Consider the following 18061-nt stretch of genomic DNA (forward strand, 5'->3'; position numbering starts at 1 on the left):
TCAGTCTGCCGTCACCCCGTCGCCCCAGGGCGAGAAGGTTTCGGTGGTGCCGGAATTGGTATTGCCCTCGCGCAGCACCCCGGCGGGGCAGGCAAAGGCGTAGGGGAAAGGCATGCGCTGCGCCAGTGCGAGCGGATGCGCGGCGGCCAGCGCCTCGGCCACCGGGCCGGCGAGCCGTTCGTCGGCCACCACCTGATCGCCGCCCGAGACGTCGATGCGCGGCGCCTCGATGGCCTCCTGCATCGACAAGCCCTGTTCGATGATATGACCGGCGATCTGGCCCACTGCGGGCATGATCTTGCGCCCGCCGCTGGCGCCGAGGGCAAAGCGTTTGCCGGGCGCCTCGCCGATCACCGGGCAGACATTCATCAGGCAGCGTTTGCCCGGGGCGAGCGAATTGGGTTTGCCCGGCTCCGGATCGAACCACATGATGCCGTTGTTGAGCAGCATGCCGGTCGAGGGAGAGACCACGCGGGAGCCGAAGATCGACAGCAGCGTCTGGGTCATGGCGACCATGTTGCCGTCGCGGTCGACGATGGAGAAATGCGTGGTGCAGCCCGGCGCCTTGGCGCTTTCGTGGTCGCCCATGCCGTCGAGCCGCGCCTTGTAGGCGGCTTTGAGCGCGGCGGCGCGGGCGAGATGGGCCTTGGGCGTGACGGCTTCCTCGGCGCTGTAGCCCTCGGTCCATGTGCCGACCGCATGGGCCAGCGTCGGCCCGGCGGTGAGTCCGGGCAGCGCAAAGAGCTGCCCGTCGCGGAAGGGGATGACCAGCGGGTCGGACCAGTCCGGCGCGTAGTCTGCCAGATCGTCCATCGTGAGGAACCCGCCCTTGGCGGTCACGTCGCCCACCAGCATCGCCGCGATGTCGCCGCGATAGAAATCCTCCGCGCCCGCCTCGGCGAGATGGCTCAGCGTGGCGGCATGGCGCGACTGGTCGAGCCTTATGTTCGACAGCGCCGTCCAGCCCGTGCCCTTGGGCCATTGCCCGTCGTCGAGGAAGAGCGCCGCCGCGTCGGCATCCTGCGCCAGATCGCGCGCCGAGGCGGCGATGACCAGCGCGGCGTACCAGTCCACATGCATCCCCTCGCTGGCAAAGCCGATGGCCGGGGCGAGCAACTCCTTCCATGGCATCCGGCCATAGCGGCGATGCGCCGCGGCGATCCCGGCGACGGTGCCGGGGACCGCGACCGAAGAGCCGCCGATGACGTTGCGGTCCTCGACCACCGCCTCCCAGGGGAAGAGGTCCGAGGCCTTGCCGGCGCCGGACAGCGGGTAATGCGCCGGATCGAGACTTGCCGAGCTGCGCATGCCGTAGTTCAGCGCCTGCGCGCGGCCCTCGTCCTCGCGCCAGATCATCATGCCGCCGCCGCCCATGGGGCCGGACATCCAGGGCTCCAGCACGCCGATGGCAAAGCTTACCGCAACGGCGGCGTCGAGCGCGTCGCCGCCCGCCGCCAGCACCTCGGCCCCGGCCTTGGCGGCCAGCGCGTGCTGGGCCGCCACCACGCCGTTGGCGGTGGCGGTGACGCCGGGTTTGCGGGTGATCTGCGACGGCGAGAAAGAGCCGCTCATACTACGCCCCCGACGCCCGACGCGGCGCTGACCGGCGGCAGTTTCGACACGTCGGGCACGTCCCAGCCCTGGCCGGGCTGCGCTGCCAGAAGCTGCTGCGTGTAGGGGTGCGACGGCGCGCCGAACACCTTGTCCACGGTGCCGCGCTCGACGATGGCGCCCTGCTGCATCACGATGAGATTGTCGCAGACCTGCGCCGCGACCCGCAGATCGTGGGTGATGAACAGCACCGTCAGCCCCATCTTGTCGCGGATCTCGTTGAGCAATTTCAGCACTTCCTTCTGCACCGACACGTCCAGCGCCGAGACCGCCTCGTCGGCGATCAGCACTTTCGGTTCGACCATGAGCGCGCGGGCAATGCAAATGCGCTGGCGCTGGCCGCCGGAAAACTGGTTCGGATAGCGGTTGAGCGCCTCGGGATCGAGCCGCACGATCTTCATCAGCTCACGGGCGCGCGCCATCGCCTCGGCGCGGTCGCGACCGAAATTCACCGGCCCCTCGACGAGCTGGTCGCCGATGGTGCGGCGCGGGTTGAGCGAGCCATAGGGATCCTGAAAGACGATCTGGATCATCTTGCGGTAGGGGTGCAGCGCGCGCTTGGAGAAGGCAGCGATATTCGTGCCCTCGACCCAGACCGCGCCCTCGTCGGGATCTTCGAGCCGGATCAGGCATTTGACCAGCGTCGACTTGCCAGAGCCCGACTCGCCCACGATGCCAAGCGTCTCGCCCTTGCGCACGGCGAATTCGATATTCTTGCAGGCATGCACGATGCGGCCTGGGCGGAACATGTTGCCCTTGACGTGATAGGTCTTTTCCAGCCCGGCCACCTTCAGCAGCTCGGGCCGGCCGTCGAGACTGTCGCGCTCGACCCGTGTGCGGCGCGGCACCGCGTCGATCAGCAGGCGGGTATAGGGATGCTGCGGGCGGTTCAGCACCTCTTCGGCAGTGCCTTCCTCGACGATCCGGCCCTCTTTCATCACCACCACCCGGTCGGCGATCTCGGCCACCACGTCGAAATCGTGGGTGACGAACATGATACCCGCGCTGTGATGCTCGCGCAGCTCCTTGAGCAGATGCAGGATCTGCGCCTGGGTCGAGAGGTCGAGCGCGGTGGTCGGCTCATCGGCGATCAGCAGTGCCGGGTCGAGCGCCAGCGCCATGGCGATCACGATGCGCTGCCGCTGCCCGCCCGAAAGCTGGTGCGGATAGCTGGTATAGATGCGCTCGGGCTCGGGCAGGTGCACCTCTTGCAGCAGGCGCAGCGTGCGGGCGCGGCGCTCGGCGGCGGCAAGATCGGTGTGCTGCTCGAACATCTCCTCGATCTGGTTGCCGACCGTGTAGCAGGGGTTCAGCGCCGACATCGGTTCCTGAAAGATCATCGCCATGCGGCGCCCGCGCAGCTTGGCGTGCTCGCTTGCCGAGATCTTCAGCAGGTCCTGCCCGTCGAAGATCACCTCGCCCGAGGAGGGGGTCAGCGCCTTGGGCAGCAGGCCCATGGTGGTGAAGGAGGTGATCGACTTGCCCGAACCGGATTCGCCGACGATGCAGACGATCTCCTTGGGCTGGATGTCGAGGCTCAGAGCTTCGACCGCGTGGGGGCGGTCGCCGCCCTTGGGCAGATCGACCGTCAGGTTGCGGATGGAAAGGATGGGATCGCTCATCAGTTACGGCCCTCCGGTGCGGTGACATCGCGGATCGCGTCACCCAGCATGTTGATCGACAGGACGAGGCAGAACAGCGCCACACCCGGAATGGTGATAAGCCAGGGCTCGAAGAGCAGCATTTCCTTGCCTTCCGAGATCATCAGGCCCCAGGAAGGGGTGGGCGGCTGCACGCCGAGCCCGAGGAAGGAGAGTGCCGCCTCCAGGATGATGGCGTGGGCCATTTCCAGCGTGAAGATCACGATCAGGTGGTTCATCACATTGGGCAGGATGTCTTTCCACAGCACGCGAGGCAGGGAGGCGCCCAGCACCTCGGCGGCGGCGACATACTCCAGCTTGCGCACCTGCATGGTGGCCGAGCGCAGCACCACGGCGAAGCGGTCCCAGAGCAGCAGGCCCAGCACCGAGACCACCACCATCAGCGAGCCGCCGAAGAGCGCGACCACCGCCAGCGCCACCAGCACCACCGGCATGGCGAGGCGCACGTTGATGAGGAAGGTCACGGCCATGTCGACGCGGCCGCCGAAATAGCCCGCGAGGATGCCCAGCACCGAGCCGATCACCGCCGAGATCGTGGCGGCGAAAATCCCGATCATCAGCGAGATGCGCGCGCCATAGGCGAGGCGGGACCAGAAATCGCGCCCCAGCGCATCGGTGCCCAGCCAGTGCTCGGCCTCGCCGCCGAGGAACACCGGCGGCTTCATCCGCGCCAGAAGATCCTGGTCATAGGGGCTGTACTGGGTCAGCAGCGGCGCAAAGATCGCGACGAAGACGATGATCCCCATCAGCGTGGTGCCGAAGATCAGGCCGCGGTGGCGCAGGGCGCGGCGCAGCATGGCCTGGCGCGGGGTCAGCGGCGCTTCGCGGGCGGGGGGTGTTGCGGGGGAGGCGGCAGCGGTCTGTGTCATGTGTCGGCTCCGAGGCTCAGCCCACGCGCAGGCGCGGATCCATCCACGCGTTCAGCACGTCGGCAAGGAAAGTGAAGAGGATGTAGAACATCGAGAAGACGAGGATCAGCGCCTGCATCACCGGCAGGTCGTTGCGGCTGATGCTTTCCCAGGCGAGGAAGCCCGCCCCGTGCAGCGCAAAGATCGACTCGACCACAATGGAGCCGCCCAGCATGAAACCCATCTGCACGGCGGCGAGCGAGATCACCGGGATCACCGCGTTGCGCAGCGCGTGCTTGAACAGCACCTTGCGCGGGTTCAGCCCCTTGGCGCGGGCGGTACGGATGTAATCCGCCGAGAGCACCTCGATCATGCCGGCGCGGGTCAGGCGCATGATGGCGGGGGTGGCGTAGTATCCCAGAACCACGGTGGGCAGGATGAAGTGTTTCCAGCTATCGGAACCCGACGCGGGCACCAGCCCCAGCTTGATCGAAAAGACCACGATCAGGATCAGACCGAACCAGAAGGACGGGATCGCCTGCCCGACCACCGAGATGAACAGCGCCGCGCGGTCGATCAGCGAATTGGGCCGCACCGCTGCCGCCACACCCATCGGGATCGCGAGGATCAGCGCGAAGGAGATCGCAAGCAGCCCCAGCGTCATGGTCACGCCCAGCCGGTCGCCGATGATCTGGGTGGTCGGCAGGTCGAAATACCACGACCGCCCCAGATCGCCCTGCGCGGCGGAAACCAGCCAGTCGGCATATTGCACAGGCAGCGGCCTGTCGAAGCCGTATCGCTCGGTGATAGCGGCGATGTCTTCGGAAGAGGCGTTCTCGCCCGCGATGGAGATTGCGGGGTCTCCGGCGAGGAAGAGCAGGCTGAAGCTGATCGCCGAAACGGTCAGCGCGACAAGTGCCGCGAGCCCGAGGCGTTTGAGAATATAGAGCAGCATCTGAGGATCCTGTGGTCAGGCGATGCCCGGCAGCACAGATGGCTGCCGGGCACCAAGAGGGATTAGTTCCACGAGAAGTCGAAGAAGCGTACCAGCTCGTCATCGGTGGGGGTGAAGTCCATCTCCTGGCTCATCACGTAGTTCACGTTGTAGGTCCAGAGCGGCACCCAGTAGGCTTCGGTGGTGATCTTCTGAAGCGCCTTGGAATAGAGCGCCTTGCGCTCTTCTTTGTCGATGGTGGTGTCGGCGGTCTCGATCCAGTCGATCACTTCGGGATCGCGCGCATCGTCCTGCGGGCCTTCGGTGAAGAATTCCGCGGTGATCGCCGAGGCGTCGGCCACTGAGTTCGACCCCCAGGTCAGGAAGGCCATGGGAACCTCGCCCTTGCGGTGCTTTTCGCGCAGTGCCGCGTATTGCATGAAGTTGAGGTTGGTGGTGATGCCGACCTCATTGAGATACCCCATGATCGCCTCGGCATAGGGCCGGTTGCGATAGGCATAGAAGTCGATCTCGAACCCGTCGGGATAGCCAGCCTCGGCCAGCAGTTCCTTGGACTTCTCGGGATCGTACTCGTAGCCGGTCACCGACTGGTCGCAGGCGAACTGCGCGGGCGAGCAGGCGGTGTCGATCACTTCCGACGAGCCCTTGACCAGCGCATCGACAATCGCCTGACGGTCGATGGCGTGATAGACCGCCTCGCGCACACGCTGGTCGGTCATCGGGCCCTCGCCCGAGCGACCAGCGGTGTCCATGGTGATGTAGCCCACGCGCATCGCCGGCGCGTTCACCACGGTATATTTGCCCATCGCTTCGAGCTTTTCGGCCTGATCGGCGGGCACGCCCCAGAGGAAGTCCAGCGTGCCGTTGAAGAACTCGGCGATCTGGGTGTTCACCTCGGGAATGGTGCGGATCTCGACATTGCCGACCCCGGCCATGCCTTTCGGCCCGTCGAAATAGTCGTCGTTGCGCTCCAGCGTGAAGCTCTTGCCCGGTTCCAGTTCGGCCAGCTTGAACGGGCCGGTGCCGATGGGTTTCAGGCCCATGCCGGTGGGGCCGACCTCGGCGTAATACTCATCGGGATACATGGCGACGGGGCCGGCGAGGAATTCCTCGGCAGCGGGGAAGGGCGCCGGGAGGATGATCCGCACGGTGTAATCGTCGATCTTTTCCGCGTGATCGATCCAGCCGACATTGGCCTTGTTCTTCACGCCGTTTTCCGGATCGGTCACGTAGTTGATCGTGTAGACCACGTCATCGGCGTTGAACGGTTCGCCATTGTGGAAGGTGACGCCTTCGCGCAGCGTCAGTTGGAGCGTAACGTCGTCGATCCAGGTCCAGTCGGTGGCCAGGTTGCCCTTGTACTCGCCGGTCTGCGGATCGCGGTAGAGAAGCCCGTCCCAGACCGCGTGATTGAGCAGCAGGCCTTCGCGTGCGGTGTTGAAATAGGTGTCCGCGGTCTCGAGCTCTTTGTTGAATGCCATCGACACGGTGTCGCTGGCTTTGTCCGCAAAAGCCGGGGCGGACAGGCAGGCGCACAGTGCGGTTCCAGAGAGAAGTTTCCATATTTTCATGAGGTTAAGCTCCGAGTTGGTCGTTTTAAGGGTTGTATTCTGTCTTTTTATATTGTATACAAAAATCATGGATTGCATATCGTCAAGGGTTTTCCGCTGTGACCGATCATTTGAAGACCGCTGCCCGTATCTGCTCAATAATTGAGCAGCGTATCGCCTCCGGCGCTTATGAAGATGGCGACAAGCTAAGTGAGATGGCGTTGGCCGAGCAGCTCAAGGTGTCACGCACGCCGTTGCGCGAGGCGTTTCAGATGCTCGATTCCATCGGGCTGGTGACGCTGATTCCGCGCCGTGGGGCATTTGTGAAACGCCCGACCATGACGCGGCTCGTTGAGATGTTCGAGGTGATGGCAGAGCTGGAAGCGTGGTGCGTGCGTCTGGCGACCAAGCGGATCACCGCGGCGCAGCGTCTCTATCTGCGGCAGGCGGCACAAGATTGCGACGCCGCTTTGCAGGCGGGTGCGCCGGATCGCTATTACGAGGCGAACAACCGGTTGCACGGGATGATCTATGAGGCCTCGGGCAACCAGGTGCTGGCGGAAGAAACCCAGCGCATGCACCGGCGCCTGCGCCCGTTCCGGCGTCAGCAGCTCGATGTGAGCGGGCGTCTGGCGAAATCCATGAAAGAGCACGCCGATATTCTCGATGCGATGAATGCAGGCGATGCCGACCGCGCGGCGGATCTGATGCGCCTGCACATCAACACGCTGAGCTCGACCTATGACAGCTATCTGACCACGCTGGGAGAGCATGTTCGGGACAATGCCTGAGCCGAGCCGTAGGGCGCGCGGGGCAGTTCGTTCGACAGGTTGCGCCGCTAGACGCGGTTCGTCCCGGGCCGCAGATCGCGCAGTGCTGCGAGAACGCGGTCATTCGCGGTTCGGTCTCCGATGGTGATCCGTAGGGCCGGACGGTCGGACATCCGGAAACCGATGATCAGGATACCCTGGTCTTTCAGGGCCTCGATCCGGTCCAGGCCATCCTCTGGGCCAAGTAGCGCGATGAAATTCGCCGCCGTCTCCAGCGGCTCATAACCCGCCTCGGTCAAGGCCGCCCGCATCCGCGCGCTCTCGGAGAGCGGTTCCGCCGCCATGGCCCGCGAATAGGGCAGATCAGTCAGCGCGGCGAGCCCTGCAGCGAGCGACAGGCGCCCGAGGCTGAAATTCGAGCGCACCTTGTGCATGGCCGTGGCAAGTTCCGCGCTGTCCGCGCGGCCATAGCCCACCCGCGCCCCAGCCTGTCCGCCGCCCGCGAGGTGCCGCGCTCCAGCATGAGCGCCTCGAAGACCTTCAGCAGGTTGAGGTCGAGATGTTTGTGGAGGGTCTTGTCTTGCGCCACGTCCCGTCCCCTTGCGTGCAGGCCCTTCGCGCCGACCCCGGGGCGGAGTTTATCCATCGCTTGCCCCTGTTCAAGGCGCCGCCAGTGCGCAGGGCGGTTGATCCCCGTACGCAAAAGATATACATTCCTGAATGTAGATCATTCCGAAAGGGCGCAAGATGCAGGTTTCCAGATGGGGCAATTCGCTGGCCGTGCGCCTGCCTGCGGATCTCGTGCGCGCGCTGGATCTGAAAGAGGGCGACCGGATCGAGCTGCACGCGGATGCTCAGGGTCTGGCCGTGTCGCGCCAGCCCCGTGCAGACGAGATCCTCGCCGGCCTGCGGCGGTTCCGGGGGCGTCTGCCCGAGGGCGCGCAGCTGAGCCGCGACGCCGCGCATGAGCGCTGAGTTCTTCGACACCAATATCATCCTCTACCTGCTGAGCGACGGCCCCAAGGCCGATATCGCCGAGCGCCTGCTGGCGCGCGGCGGCACGATCAGCGTGCAGGTACTGAACGAGGCGCTGGTCAACTGCCGCCGCAAGGCCGGGATGAGCTGGGACGAGGCGGGCGCCTTTCTCGGGGCGATCCGGGGTCTTTGCGATGTGCTCCCGCTGACCGAAGACACTCACGATATCGGGCGGGCCCTGTCGGAGCGCTATGGCTTTTCCGTCTATGACGGCATGATCGTCGGCGCGGCCCTGTCGTCGGGCTGCACCCTGCTCTGGTCGGAAGACATGCATAACGGGCTGCTGGTCGAGGGGCGGTTACGTATCCGCAATCCCTTTGCAGACGCGCAGCCGCCGACCTGACCGTTACTCCTTGCCCGCCGCCAGCTCGACCAGCGTCAGGCAAAGATTGGTGGCCATCGCCATATCCTGCACCGAAATCCACTCCAGCGGACCGTGGAAGTTCTGCATGCCGGTGAAGAGGTTCGGCGTCGGCACACCCATCTCGGTCAGCCGCGAACCGTCGGTACCGCCCCGGATCGGCACCGAAACCGGCTCCACCCCGATCTTGCGGCAGGCGTCGCGGGCGAGGTTCACCGGGGTCATGTCCTCTTCGAGCCAGTAGCGCATATTGCGGTATTGCGGCGTGATCTCGCAGGTGATCGTGGCGCGCGGCTCGGTCGACTGCACCGCCGCGCAGATTCGGCGCAGCATTTCGCCCTTTTCCGCCAGCCCCTCGCGCTCGAAATCGCGCAGGATCAGCTTGAGCCGCATCTGCGAGGAGCCGCCGGTCATGTCGGTGACATGAACGAAGCCCTCGGTGCCGTCGGTCGTCTCGGGCGACATGGTGGCCTGCGGCAGCAGATCCACGATCTTGGCCGCGAGATGGATGGCGTTCACCATCTTGCCCTTGGCAAAGCCCGGATGGATCGACACGCCGGTGACGGTGATCTCGGCCCCGTCCGCCGAGAAGGTCTCGTATTCGATCTCGCCCACGCGGCCGCCGTCGAACGTATAGGCAAAGGCGACGCCAAGGTCTTCGGGCAGCGCCTTGTCCACACCGCGCCCGATCTCCTCGTCCGGGGTAAAGGCGATGCGGATCGGCCCGTGCGGGATTTCGGGATGCGCCAGCAGATGGTGCGCGGCGGCCATGACGATGGCCACCCCGGCCTTGTCATCGGCGCCCAGCAGCGTGGTGCCAGAGGCGGTGACAAGGTCATGTCCCTGCTTCTCGGCGAGATAGGGATACTCCTTGGGCGACAAGACCAGCGCGGCATCGTCGGGAAAACTGATGTCCCCGCCGTTATAGCCGCGCACCACGCGCGGCTTGACGCCGCTCGCGTTGAACTGCGGCGCGGTATCCACATGCGCCAGCAGGCCGATGGTCGGGCCCTCGGCGGTGCCGGGGATCGTCGCCAGCACCGCGCCATACTCGGTCAGTTGCACATCCTCGGCGCCGATCTCAGCAAGCTCCGTCTCCAGCAGGCGCAGCATGCCGAACTGCACCTCGGTGCTGGGCGCGCTGGGGGAGTCGGCGTCGCTCTGGCTGTCGATGGCCGCATAGCGGACGAGACGATCTTCGAGTTCCTTGTCGAACGGGTTTTGCATCGGGCCTCTCATCGTTTTGCGCAGAGAAGGGCGGGCGGGGCGCCGAGAGTCAAGCCTCGGCGCCTCAGGAGCGCGTTACTCTCCGAGCGCGATCCCCTCGCGGCGGGGATCGGCGCCGCCAAGCAAAGTCTCGCCAAGCGAGATCGCGTGAAGGCCCGAGTTCAGATCGCGGGTGCTGACCTCATATCCCAGCGCGCTGAGCGGCTCGGCCAGATCGGCGGCGGCGGTGCCCGCTTCCAGATCGTAGGTGCCGAAGCGGTTCACCAGATGCGGCATCGCGACGGCCTGCTGCACATCCATGCCCCAGTCGAGATGCGCGATGATGCCCTGCGCCACATAGCCGATGATGCGGCTGCCGCCCGGGCTGCCGATCACCAGCACCGGGGCGCCGTCCTTCAGCACGATGGTGGGCGCCATGGAGGAACGCGGCCGCTTGCCCGGTTCGACCCGGTTGGCGATGGGCACGCCGTCCGCATGGCTGCGGAAAGAGAAATCCGTCAGCTCGTTGTTGAGCAGGAAGCCATGGGTCATCAGCCGCGAGCCGAAGCCGTTCTCGATGGTCGTCGTCATCGACAGCGCGTTGCCCTCTGCATCGACAATCGAAATATGCGAGGTCGAGGGGAATTCGATGCTCTCATCGTCGGCGAGCAGCATCGCGTGATCCCATTCCGGCGCGCCGGGCGCGACTTCGGGCAGAGTGTCGTCGCCCGAGAGGAGCTTGGCGCGGTCCCGCAGATATTCCGGCGCGACCAGCCCCTTCACCGGCACCGGCACGAAATCGGTGTCGGCCATGTAGCGCCCGCGATCGGCGAAGGCGAGGCGCGAGGCATCGCCGATCAGCCGCCAGGCCTCGGGGCTCTGCGACCCCAGCGCGGCAAGGTCGTAGCTGTCGAGCATGCCCAGGATCTGCCCCACGGTCAGTGCGCCGGACGAGGGCGGACCCATGCCGCAGACATCGTGAGCGCGGTATTCGGCACAGACGGCGGGCCGCTCGATCACCCGGTAAAGCGCCAGATCGGCGGTCGAGAGCCGCCCCGGATTGCCCTCGGCACCGCGCACGGTGGCGACCAGATCCTCGGCGATCTCGCCAGTATAGAAGGCATCGGCCCCGCCGGCCGCGAGCTTGCGCAGGGTCTCTGCATAAGGCGCGTTGGTCAGCGTGTCGCCCGCCGCGATGGCGGTGCCGCCGGGAAAGAAATAGGCGGCAGTGTCGGGAAAGCGCTGGAGCCGCTCGGCGTCCTCCGCCACGAGCCCTGCAAGCCGGGGCGAGACGGAAAAGCCGCCCTCGGCCAGCCGGATGGCGTCGTCGAAAAGCCCCGCCCAATCGGCGCGGCCCCAGCGGCGATGCGCCTCTTCCAGCAGCATCGGCGTGCCTGGCGTGCCGACCGACAGCCCGCCAACCACCGCGTCGAAGAATTTCAGCGGCGCGCCTGTCTCGTCCTGAAACTGGCGCGGATCGGCATCGAGCGGCGCGGTTTCCCGCGCATCCAGCGTGGTGACCTTGCCGCTTGCCGCATCGTACCAGACCAGAAAGGCACCGCCGCCCAGCCCGGAGGATTGCGGTTCGACCAGCCCCAGCACCGTCTGCACCGCCACCATCGCATCCGCCGCGCTGCCGCCCGCGCGCAGCACCTTGGCCCCGGCTTCGACCGCCAGCGGGTTGGCCGCCGCGATCATCCAGTTTTCCGCCGCGACCGGTGTTCCGGCGTCCTTGGCCGCCATCGCGGCCTGCGCCGCGTCCGAAAGACCCGAAAAGGCCGCGGCGGGATCGGTCTGCGCCTCGGGCGCGACCGCATCCGCCGCCTCCTGCGCCAGAGCGGGGAGGGCAAGAAGGCCCGCAATGGTTGCCAGACAGGTCAATCGTCTCATGGCTGTTTCTCCCGGCGAACACAATTTTGACCTGAGCCTAGCACGGCAAAATATCGGGGTCATTCGTTCGCTGTGGAGAAAGGGGAGCGCGGCCCGTCTCTCGCCCCGCCGGTGCGGGGTTCATGAGCGTGCCGCTCCTCAGCCGCTGCGCCGACAGAGGCGCAGCGGCATTGTCAGAGTATCAGGGACAGCCCCAAGCGCTAGCGGTCACGCCTTTGCGTAGACCGGAAAGACGCTGGCGTCGCCGTAATCCTTGATCGGCTCGATAGTCTTCAGCGCCTCGATATCGGCGTCGGAGATTTCAAACTCCACGGCGGCGTTGCTCTTCATGTGGTCCGGGTTGCCGGTTTTCGGCAGTGCCACCAGCCCGAGTTGCAGCACATAGCGGATGCAGAGCTGCGGCACGGTCACGCCGTATTTCTCGGCCATGGCGCCGATCTCGGCATTGTCGAGGATCTTGCCGTGGGCGATGGGCGAATAGGCCTCGACGGTTACCCCCTTGCTCTTGGCATAGTCGATCAGCTCGAACGGCGTGTTGCTGATATGGGCGAGGATCTGATCGACCATCGGCTTGATACGTGCGTTTTCGAGCAGGTTGTCGAGATCTTCCTTTTGGAAGTTCGACACGCCGATGGCGCGGATCTTGCCGGCGTCATAGGCCTCTTCCAGCGCCTTCCATGCCGCGAGATTGCCTTCGAAAAAGCGGTCGTCGCCGGAAAAATTCGCCCATGGCTGCGGGCTGTGGATGATCATCAGGTCGATATAGTCGAGCCCGAGGGTTTCGAGCGAGCCTTCGATGGCGGCCTTGGCGCCGTCGTAATCCTTGATCTCGGCGGCGAGCTTGGTTTGCAGGAACAGCTTGTCGCGGGCGATGCCGGAGGCGCGGATGCCTTCGCCGACGCCGCGCTCGTTGCCATAGGCCTGCGCGGTGTCGATATGGCGATAGCCGAGCCCGATGGCCGCTTTCACGGCGTCTGCGGCCACGTCGTCTTCGATCATCCAGGTGCCGAGGCCGAGTTTCGGAATGTCGACGCCGTTCGAGAGGGTATATGTTTCGTTGTGGATCATCTGAGTGCCTTTCTTTTCCATGCGATCCGAGCCGGTTTCTTCCGTAGCTCGGTCAATCCTGTCGATCCGCACCGCAAGCGGGCGAAGGCGCGTGTGGCGCTTTCGCCGCCCGGTGTTTCGCAAAGGCGCGAAGGGCGGTATCGGTTCCATGTTCCGCATATAGGACCGTCGCGTGGACCGGATAATCCAAGCAGAGCGACATTCACCTATGAGCAAATTTCATGAAGGGCGTCGCGCCGGACGGATCGCCAACCTGCGCATTCCCGATCTGCCCTGTCCCTGCCCCAGCCGGCGGGGCGGGCAATGCCGGGACGTATGTGCGAAGATCTCGTCGAGCAGCGACAGGCCGGCGTCGCGCTATGTTGCGTCGGGCGTCTGAATGAGGCCGAGCTTGCGGGCATCGGCGCGCATCGCATGAATGAGGTCGTCGACCGAGACGCGCGACCGGGCCATGTCGGGCGATGCCAGCTCCTGTAGAATGATGCCGTCGATGCCGGCCATGACCAGCTGCGCCAGGCGCTCGACATTGCGCATGGTTTCGGGGTCTTCGGCATCGACATGGAGTGCGAAGGCATCCACATGCGCGCGGATGTAGTCGTTGTACTGGCGCCGGGCCATCCAGCGGGCATCGGCGCTGCGTAGCGCGTAGAGCGTCAGTTCATACTGAACGATCTGAATGGTCAGGTCGTCCTCGGCGTGGCGCCAGTCGGCCAGCAGGGCGCGGCCAATACATTCATCGAGGTTTCGGCTACCGGCGACACCCATGCGTAGCGAGCGGTCCATATTCGCGCCGAGATAGTCCAGAACGGCGAGCAGCAGGGCGTCCTTGCTTTCGAAATGGTAGTGAAGAGTTCCGAGGTTGACCTGCGCGAATTCGGCGATCTTGCGCGTGGTGATCCCGGTCACGCCTTCGGCGCAGAGCGCCGCAAGCGCGCCGGTCAGCAGCTTTTCCCGCGTCTCCCGCGCCTTGCGGCCCATGCGGGGGCGGGCCCCGGGCGCCGTAGCCGGCTTGTCGGGGCTGATTTCGGCGTTGGGCGCGTCCGCGCCGGACGGGGTTTCGGGAGGGTTCTTCATGCTCATACTCGCATAATAGGCGCTGAAACAGGCAGAGGCGATATTTCGTCGGCCTCTGATACGGTTTTAGATTTTTGGTCTATTGACCAGTTTCGTGCATCGTTGAAACTCTCTCCAAAGAGAAAACAGAGTCGAATCCGATCATGTCCAATTTCTTTTTTAATCAAAAGACCAAGATCATCGACAGGTAGACAGGAGAACGGCGCCTTGCGCAAGATCGGCGTGGACACAGGCGGGACATTCACGGATTGCGTGCTTTTCGATGAGGAGCGCGGGCGTGTGGTCGTTGAGAAGGTGCCGTCTCAGCCGGCCAATCCGGAGCAGGCGATCCTCGATGGGGTTCAGCGGGTGACCCGTCTGGCAGGGCTGAGCCTCGCGGAGATCGACGTGATCGCACATGGCACGACCATCGCAACGAATATCGTGATCGAAGAAACCTATGCGCGTGCTGGCGTGCTGGCGACCAGCGGCTGCCGCGACGTGCTTGAGATAGGCACCCAGCAGCGGCCGCAACCATATGCTCTGATGCACGCGCCCAAGCCGGTGCTGGTGCCGCGGGACCTGCGGGCCGAGGTGGCGGGGCGGGTGGATGCCGAGGGCAATCCTTTGGTGCCGCTCGATGAGGACGCCGCGCGCGCGGCCGTGCGGGCGCTGCTCGCCGAGGGCGTCGAGGCTCTGGCGATCACCGGGCTTTTCTCGTTTCTTGCGCCCATGCAGGAGCGCCGTGCCGCTGCCATCGCCGCGGAGGTCGCGGCGGAGGTGGGGCAGCCGCTCTATATTGTCGTCTCGTCCGATGTGTCGCGCGAAGTGCGGGAATTTCCGCGTTTCGCTACAGCCGCCATCAACGCCTCTCTGGCGCCAAAGCTCGACCCTTATGTCCGCCGGCTGGATGATGAGCTGCGCGACTCCGGCTTTGCTGGCGAGCTGCTCATCATGCAAAGCTCCGGCGGCATCGCGACCGCGCAGCGCTCCATGGGCGAGCGCGCGCATCACCTTGTTCTGTCCGGCCCGGCGGCTGGCGTGGTGGGCGGCGTGGACGTTTGCGCACAGGCGGGGATCGGCGAGCTGATCACGCTGGATGTGGGCGGTACGAGCGCGGATATCGGCGTCGTGGTGGGGCAGGAGCCCCGGCTGCAATTCGAGATGGATCTGCCGAACGGCACGCCCTTGCAGGTGCCGAACCTTGAGATCGAGACCATCGGCGCGGGTGGAGGCTCCATTGCCTGGATCGACGCGGGTGGCGCGCTTCAGGTGGGGCCGCGCAGCGCCGGGGCCCGTCCGGGGCCCGTCTGCTTCGGGCTTGGCGGCACCGAGCCCACGGTCACCGACGCGCAGGTGGTTCTGGGGCGTCTGAACCCCGCCGGGCTGCTGGCCGGCGGGCTGCGGCTCGATCGGGAGGCGGCGGTTGCGGCTATCGCGACACTGGCGGACCGGCTGGGAATGAGCGTCGAGGACGCGGCCATGGGCATCGTTTCGGTGATGGAGGCCAATATGGCGGGCGCCATCCGCCGCACCGCCGCGCGCAACGGCGACGATCTGCGCGACTTCACCCTGGTGGCCGCTGGCGGTGCGGGTGGGCTCAGCGTTGCGGCGCTGGCGCGCGATCTTGCCATTCCGCGTGTTCTCGTACCGCGCCATCCGGGGTTGCTCAGCGCCGCCGGACTGCTGAACGCGCCGCTGCGACACGATTTGACGCTGCCGATTCTTATCGCGGGCGAGGCGCTGGTGCCGGACGATCTGCTGTCGCGGCAAGCGGCGCTGGAGGCCGAGGTCGCCCGTGCGCTGCACGATGACGGCATGCCGGCGGAGCGTTGCAGCTTTGGCCATGCGCTCGACATCCGCTATTTCGGTCAGGAATTCTCGGTCACCACCCCTGTCACGCCGGGTGAGGCGGTGGCCGATATTCTCGATCGCTTCCACGTCGCGCATGAGCGCGTCTACGGCCATTCCGCGCCGGGCGACCGCACCGAGGTGACCGCGCTTCGGGTCAACGGAGCGGGCGCGGTGAACGCCATGGCCGGGTTCGATCACGCCGCGCCCGCCGAGGCGAAGTCCCGTACGCGACGTGTCTGGTTCGCCGAGGCGGCTGGCTATGTGGACACGCCGGTTGTCCCACGCGAGGCATTGGTCCCCGGCGACAGCCTGACGGGCCCGGCGATTGTCGAGCAGCTCGACACCACCATCGTTCTGCCGCCGGGCCGCCGGGCACAGGTCGATCCGCGCGCCTGCCTGATCATCGAGGGGATCGCCGAATGACCGCCACCGCTCCGCTTGGCACGAATGCCATTGATGCGCCCATCGACCCGGTGACGGTTGCCGTCATCGGCGCGGCCCTGCGCGCCGTCGTTGGCGAGGCGGGCGAGGCGCTGCGGCGTTCGGCGCATTCGCCGATCATTCGTGAGATGCTGGACTATTCCTGCGCGCTCTTCGACGCGACGGGCCAGACGGTTTCCGAGGATGCCAATATCCCGGCGCTTCTGGGGTCCATGACCTATGCCATGCCGCATCTTCTGGCCGAAAACCCGCCCGAGACGATCCGGCCGGGAGATATTTTCATCGGCAACGATCCCTATCGCGGCTGCACCCACACGCTCGACATCCATATCTTTGCGCCGGTCTTCGACGGTGAGCGGCTGGTGGGCTGGGTCGGCAATCTCGCCCACCACACAGACATCGGCGGCACCAACCCCGGCACCGAGGGCTTTGCCAACCAGTCGATCTATGAGGAGGGGCTGCGCTTTCCCTGGGTCCGGCTGATGGAGGACGGGCGCGAGAACACCGCGCTGATGCGCTACTTCGAGAACAACACCCGCGATCCTGTGTCCTCCATGGGCGATATCCGCGCCCAGATCGCCTCGGCCCGGCTGGCGCTGCGGCGGCTCGACGGGCTGATCGCCAAATACGGCGCCGACCGGCTGGGCGATGCCATGGCGGCGCGGATCGAGCAGAGCGAACGGCGGGTCCGCGCCATGCTTTCGGCGGTGCCGGATGGCTCGGGCCGGGCCGAGGGGTTTCTCGACAACGACGGGCTGAGGGACGATCCGGTCCGTATCGCGGTCGAGGTCACGCTGGCCGGCGACCGGCTGGTGGTGGATTTCACCGGCACCGATCCGCAATTGTCGGGCGGCATGAACGCGTCGCGCACGGCGACGCTGGCGGCGGTGATCTTTGCGGTCAAGGCGATCTTCGACCCGGAGGCGGAGCAGACCGCAGGCAGCCTGCGCCCGGTCGAGATCGTATTGCCCGAGGGCTCGGCGGTGAACCCGGCCTTTCCGGCGGCGGTCAGCCTGCGCCACCTCGCGGCGCAGCGGATCACCGACACCATCGTGCGCGCGGCAGCGGATTTCGTGCCGGGTCTTGAGGTGGCGGGCTCCTTCGTCGGCTTCTCCTCGATGGCGGCGGAATGCCGGCATCCGCGCACCGGGCTGACGGTGGTCATGGCCGACGATCTGGGCGGCGGTATGGGCGGCAACGGGCGCAATGACGGATTGTCGGGCGTCGACCCCTATCTCGGCAATGTCGGTATCCTGCCGATGGAGATCTGCGAGCGGCAATATCCGATCCGCATCCTCACCACCGAATTCGTTCCCGACAGCGGCGGGCCGGGCCAGCACCGGGGCGGGCTGGGCATACGGCGGATCTATGAGTTTCTCGACCGTGCCGATGTGGTCTTTTACACCGAGCAGACCCGCGCAGAATTCGCGCCCTGGGGCGCGGCGGGCGGCAGGCCGGGCCAGCCCGCGCGGCTGGTTCTGGAGCAGGCCGACGGGCGCTGCACGCCGGTCATGAAAAAGCGCGTGCTGGTCGGCCCGGGCGACCGCATGGTGACCGAGACGGCGGGCGGCGGCGGATGGGGCGATCCGGCCCGCCGCGATCCCGGGGACGTGATCCGCGACCTGCGCGAAGGAAAGGTCACGATTGAGGCACTCTCCGGCGCTTACGGTGCCGCCACGTCCTCGGACGTTGACAAATAAATCAAATGACCAAAAATAAATTCACCTCCGGCATCAAGGCTTCCGCAGAAGAGCCCAA

At 65.9% G+C, this 18061-nt stretch carries 14 protein-coding genes and 1 pseudogene; 5 read left to right on the top strand and 10 right to left on the bottom strand.

Going from position 1 to position 18061, the window contains the following annotated elements:
• The 5 genes from I6N89_RS07175 to I6N89_RS07195 form a co-directional block, all read right to left on the bottom strand.
• Complete coding sequence (locus I6N89_RS07175) at positions 1–1572, bottom strand: gamma-glutamyltransferase (RefSeq protein ID WP_207017574.1); 1572 nt, start codon at positions 1570–1572, stop codon at positions 1–3.
• Positions 1569–3233, bottom strand: a complete 1665-nt coding sequence (locus I6N89_RS07180; protein WP_207017575.1) for an ABC transporter ATP-binding protein — start codon at positions 3231–3233, stop codon at positions 1569–1571. The genes I6N89_RS07175 and I6N89_RS07180 overlap by 4 nt, the downstream gene beginning before the upstream one ends.
• Positions 3233–4141, bottom strand: a complete 909-nt coding sequence (locus I6N89_RS07185; protein WP_076694067.1) for an ABC transporter permease — start codon at positions 4139–4141, stop codon at positions 3233–3235. Before I6N89_RS07185 ends, I6N89_RS07180 begins: the two co-directional genes overlap by 1 nt.
• 16 nt (positions 4142–4157) lie before the next feature.
• Positions 4158–5075: an ABC transporter permease gene (locus I6N89_RS07190; RefSeq protein ID WP_076694069.1), complete on the bottom strand. Its 918-nt coding sequence runs from the start codon at positions 5073–5075 to the stop codon at positions 4158–4160.
• 62 nt (positions 5076–5137) lie between these two features.
• Entirely contained in the window at positions 5138–6556 is a 1419-nt protein-coding gene (locus tag I6N89_RS07195; RefSeq protein WP_236016481.1) for an ABC transporter substrate-binding protein, read from the bottom strand.
• Positions 6557–6744: 188 nt separating this feature from the next.
• Between I6N89_RS07195 and I6N89_RS07200 the strand changes: the two genes are divergently transcribed.
• Positions 6745–7416: a GntR family transcriptional regulator gene (locus I6N89_RS07200; RefSeq protein ID WP_328805855.1), complete on the top strand. Its 672-nt coding sequence runs from the start codon at positions 6745–6747 to the stop codon at positions 7414–7416.
• A gap of 47 nt (positions 7417–7463) precedes the next feature.
• Here the strand turns inward: I6N89_RS07200 and I6N89_RS07205 are convergent.
• Positions 7464–7877 (bottom strand): annotated as a pseudogene (locus I6N89_RS07205) (aminotransferase class I/II-fold pyridoxal phosphate-dependent enzyme); the annotation flags it as partial.
• 265 nt (positions 7878–8142) lie between these two features.
• Between I6N89_RS07205 and I6N89_RS07210 the strand changes: the two are divergent.
• Both I6N89_RS07210 and I6N89_RS07215 read left to right on the top strand, forming a co-directional pair.
• Positions 8143–8370 (top strand): AbrB/MazE/SpoVT family DNA-binding domain-containing protein, encoded by a 228-nt coding sequence (locus tag I6N89_RS07210; protein ID WP_207017578.1) that lies wholly within the window; start codon positions 8143–8145, stop codon positions 8368–8370.
• A complete protein-coding gene (locus I6N89_RS07215; protein ID WP_207017579.1) occupies positions 8360–8773 on the top strand; it encodes a PIN domain-containing protein in 414 nt (137 codons plus the stop codon). Before I6N89_RS07210 ends, I6N89_RS07215 begins: the two co-directional genes overlap by 11 nt.
• Before the next feature lie 3 nt (positions 8774–8776).
• Here I6N89_RS07215 and pepT read toward each other — a convergent pair whose 3' ends face one another.
• From pepT to I6N89_RS07235, 4 genes are all read right to left on the bottom strand, one after another.
• On the bottom strand, positions 8777–10018 hold the full coding sequence (pepT, locus tag I6N89_RS07220; protein WP_207017580.1) for a peptidase T: 1242 nt from the start codon (positions 10016–10018) through the stop codon (positions 8777–8779).
• Positions 10019–10093: 75 nt separating this feature from the next.
• Positions 10094–11887 (bottom strand): gamma-glutamyltransferase, encoded by a 1794-nt coding sequence (gene ggt, locus I6N89_RS07225; RefSeq protein WP_207017581.1) that lies wholly within the window; start codon positions 11885–11887, stop codon positions 10094–10096.
• Positions 11888–12094: 207 nt separating this feature from the next.
• The gene (locus I6N89_RS07230; RefSeq protein WP_207017582.1) at positions 12095–12955 is read right to left on the bottom strand and encodes an aldo/keto reductase; all 861 of its coding nucleotides are present in this window, start codon (positions 12953–12955) and stop codon (positions 12095–12097) included.
• A 357-nt stretch (positions 12956–13312) separates the two neighbouring features.
• A complete protein-coding gene (locus I6N89_RS07235; protein WP_207017583.1) occupies positions 13313–14029 on the bottom strand; it encodes a TetR/AcrR family transcriptional regulator in 717 nt (238 codons plus the stop codon).
• Between the two features lie 207 nt (positions 14030–14236).
• Here I6N89_RS07235 and I6N89_RS07240 point away from each other — a divergent pair, with 207 nt between their 5' ends.
• Both I6N89_RS07240 and I6N89_RS07245 read left to right on the top strand, forming a co-directional pair.
• On the top strand, positions 14237–16285 hold the full coding sequence (locus tag I6N89_RS07240) for a hydantoinase/oxoprolinase family protein (RefSeq protein WP_207017584.1): 2049 nt from the start codon (positions 14237–14239) through the stop codon (positions 16283–16285).
• Entirely contained in the window at positions 16282–18003 is a 1722-nt protein-coding gene (locus I6N89_RS07245) for a hydantoinase B/oxoprolinase family protein (RefSeq protein ID WP_207017585.1), read from the top strand. Before I6N89_RS07240 ends, I6N89_RS07245 begins: the two co-directional genes overlap by 4 nt.
• Positions 18004–18061 lie beyond the last annotated feature (58 nt).

Source organism: Salipiger abyssi (assembly GCF_017311415.1).
GTDB classification, from domain to species: Bacteria; Pseudomonadota; Alphaproteobacteria; order Rhodobacterales; family Rhodobacteraceae; genus Salipiger; species Salipiger abyssi_A.